The following is a 3,086-nucleotide window of genomic DNA, read 5'->3' as shown; positions in this document are numbered from 1 at the left end:
GCCGGGTGGTGACCCCGGAACTGCCGGTGCGCTCCGTCGTGGCCCGCGCCGAACTGCAGCGGGCCATGACCCGCCACGCTTCCGTCGTCCGCAGCGGGGATGGGCTGAGACGGCTGCTCGACCTGTTGGCGGCGGCCACACCGCGGGTCATCAAGTCGCGCAATGACTTCGAAGAAGCAGCGCTGACGGCCGTCGCGGGGGCGGTGGCCACCGCGGCGTCGGCCCGCACCGAATCGCGTGGCTGTCATCACCGCTCGGATTTCCCCGACACCGATCCGGCGCAGGCGTCCAGCGTGCTGCGCGGCGGTGCGGTCGGCAGCCTCGCGCAGGCGGCGGTGACTTGCTGATGGCGCTCACCGAGGACGAGCTCACCGAGGCCCGCGCTGTCATCACCCGCGCGCTGGAGGAGGACCTGCGCTACGGGCCGGACGTCACCACTGTTGCCACGGTGCCTGCCGACGCGTGGACCACAGCGTCGGTGGTGGCCAGGGAACCGGGCGTGATCGCAGGGTCAGAGCTGGCGCTGAAGGTCTTCGACGAAGTGCTCGGCGCCGGCAGCTACCGGGTCAAACACCGGGTGCCGGACGGTACCCGGCTGGATGCCGGCGGCGCGGCGCTGACCGTGCACGCCCCGACGCGAGGCCTGCTCACCGCTGAGCGCACGATGCTGAACCTGGTATGTCACCTGTCCGGTATCGCGACCACCACCGCGGCATGGGTGGACGCGGTGGCCGGAACGGGGGCCCAGATCAGGGACACCCGCAAGACCCTGCCCGGACTGCGGGCCCTGCAGAAGTACGCGGTGCGGGTCGGCGGCGGCGTCAACCACCGCATGGGCCTGGGCGATGCGGCGCTGATCAAGGACAACCATGTGGCCGCGGCCGGGTCGGTGGTGGCCGCCCTGCGCCAGGTCCGCGCCGCGGCCCCGGATCTGCCCTGTGAGGTGGAGGTCGACTCGCTGGAAGAACTCGACGAAGTGCTCGCCGAGGGTGTGGAACTGGTGCTGCTGGACAACTTCCCGGTGTGGCAGACCCAGATCGCGGCGCAACGGCGCGCTGCGCGATCCCCGGACACGAAACTGGAGTCCTCGGGCGGGCTGTCGTTGCCGAACGCCGCGGACTACGCGGGAACGGGCGTGGACTACCTCGCGGTGGGGGCGCTCACGCACTCGGTGCAGGTGCTCGATCTGGGGTTGGATCTGTAGCGTGACCGATCCGTCGCCACGGAGCGGTCTGCTCTACACGGCTTTGGTGCTGGCGTTGCTGTCCCTCGGTGTTGCCGCGTTCGCGCTGCTGCGCCCCACCGACACGCAGCCCGACTACACCGACGCGCAGCGCAGCGACGCCCAGACCGCGATCTGTGCGGCCTTCCAGACCGTCCGCACCGGGGTGCAGACGAACACCAACCTCCAGCCGCCGGGTGGTGCCGACGACATCGGCGGTGCGCTCGCGGTCGCCGCCAACGCCCGGGTGGCGCTCTACGACGGCGGCCAGTACCTGCTCGCCCGTCTGGACCCGGCCACCCCCGACGAACTCGCCGACCAGATCCGGCGGTTCGGCAACCAACTGATGGACATCGGCGCCGCCGCGACCGCAGGGGTGCCCAACACCGATCCGGCGCAGTCCGGCAGGCTCGAGGATGCCGAGGCCACCAGCGCCGTCATCGCCGGGCGGTGCCGGTAGCGGGTCTACCAGGTCAAGCGATGTCGGCGACGAAGACACCCGAGCGTTTGGCAAGGCCCTGGGCGATCCGGGGCAGCGACGCGTCGACGGTGCCGGCGGGGAGCACCCGCGGGTCGACCAGGTGCAGGGTCTTCTTGCCGATCTGGATGTCTGCTTCGCCCGCGGCCAGCACATTCTTGACCCAGTTGGTCTTGCCGTGCGCCAATCCGATCGCCAGCACCTGTCCTTTTCGATACGGCGTGACGATCGTCTCGTAGTCCTTGCCTGACGTACGGCCACGGTGCTTGATCACAGCGAGCCCGGGCATCCGCCTGGAGAGCGGTCGAAGTAGCGGGTTGATGTACTTGATCTGCAGGTTTTCCAACCAGGGCGGGAAGATCATGGGCACGCCCGGTGCGTTGTTGGGGTGCTCACGCTTGGTGGGTCGATCGGACATGACGCCTCCGATACCGATTTGTGCTGCTCTGGGACAATGGTCAGCGTGAATGTATCCCCAGGGCTCATGCGGCGCATAGATCTGCGTGGGACCACGCTGCCGGTGGCCCGACTCCGGGGTGCCCTGCCACGCGGCGGCGTCGACGTCGACAGCGTCGTTGCCAAGGTCAGGCCCATCGTCGATGCGGTCGTGCAGCGGGGTGCCGAGGCGGCCCTGGAATACGGTGCGTCCTTCGACGGGGTCCGGCCGCCGCAGGTCCGGGTGCCCGCCGAGCAGCTCACCGCGGCGCTGACCGAGCTGGACTCCGATGTCCGGACCGCGCTCGAGGTGGCCATAGACCGGGCCCGGGCAGTGCACGCCGACCAGCGCCGCACCGACACCACCACCACGCTGGCGCCCGGGGCCACCGTGACCGAACGGTGGGTGCCCGTCGAGCGGGTCGGTCTGTACGTCCCCGGCGGAAACGCCGTCTATCCGTCCAGCGTCGTGATGAACGTGGTGCCCGCGCAGACGGCGGGGGTGGAGTCGCTGGTGATTGCCAGCCCGCCCCAAGCCGCCAATACCGGGTCCTTCGAAGGTCTGCCGCACCCGACGATTCTGGCGGCCGCCGCGCTCCTCGGGGTCGAGGAGGTGTGGGCGGTCGGCGGCGCGCAGGCCGTCGCGCTGCTCGCCTACGGCGGCACCGACACCGACGGCGTCAGCGGGGCAAGCGGAGCGCCGGGAAATGGCACCGAGCTCGCCCCGGTGGACATGATCACCGGGCCCGGCAACATCTACGTCACCGCGGCCAAGCGGATCTGCCGGTCGCAGGTCGGCATCGACGCCGAGGCCGGCCCGACCGAGATCGCGATACTGGCCGACCACACCGCTGACCCGGTGCACGTGGCGGCGGATCTGATCAGTCAGGCCGAGCACGACGAGATGGCCGCCAGCGTTCTGGTCACCGACAGCACCGAGCTGGCCGATGC

The 3,086-nt window shown here is 70.4% G+C and carries 4 protein-coding genes and 1 pseudogene; 4 read left to right on the top strand and 1 reads right to left on the bottom strand.

Annotated elements, in window-relative coordinates; genetic code table 11:
• The 3 genes and pseudogenes from WA944_RS26225 to WA944_RS26215 all read left to right on the top strand — a co-directional run.
• A pseudogene (locus WA944_RS26225) lies at positions 1-347 on the top strand (L-aspartate oxidase); the annotation flags it as partial.
• Positions 347-1,204: a carboxylating nicotinate-nucleotide diphosphorylase gene (gene nadC / locus WA944_RS26220; RefSeq protein WP_526610055.1), complete on the top strand. Its 858-nt coding sequence runs from the start codon at positions 347-349 to the stop codon at positions 1,202-1,204. The pseudogene WA944_RS26225 and the gene nadC, both read left to right, overlap by 1 nt.
• 1 nt (position 1,205) lies before the next feature.
• Positions 1,206-1,682, top strand: a complete 477-nt coding sequence (locus WA944_RS26215) for a hypothetical protein (RefSeq protein ID WP_526647495.1) — start codon at positions 1,206-1,208, stop codon at positions 1,680-1,682.
• 13 nt (positions 1,683-1,695) lie between these two features.
• On the opposite strand, the gene WA944_RS26210 is transcribed toward WA944_RS26215, so the two are convergent.
• Positions 1,696-2,118 carry a nitroreductase family deazaflavin-dependent oxidoreductase gene (locus WA944_RS26210; protein ID WP_526372330.1) on the bottom strand — a complete coding sequence of 141 codons (423 nt, stop codon included), beginning with the start codon at positions 2,116-2,118 and terminating at the stop codon, positions 1,696-1,698.
• A gap of 36 nt (positions 2,119-2,154) precedes the next feature.
• Between WA944_RS26210 and hisD the strand changes: the two genes are divergently transcribed.
• The coding region (gene hisD / locus WA944_RS26205) for a histidinol dehydrogenase (protein ID WP_526610059.1) at positions 2,155-3,086 on the top strand (932 nt) is incomplete at its 3' end.

The organism is Mycobacterium sp. (genome assembly GCF_049683355.1).
Taxonomy (GTDB): Bacteria; Actinomycetota; Actinomycetes; order Mycobacteriales; family Mycobacteriaceae; genus Mycobacterium.
Note: the sequence above shows the minus strand (reverse complement) of the source record. Positions and strands in the feature narration are given on the sequence as shown.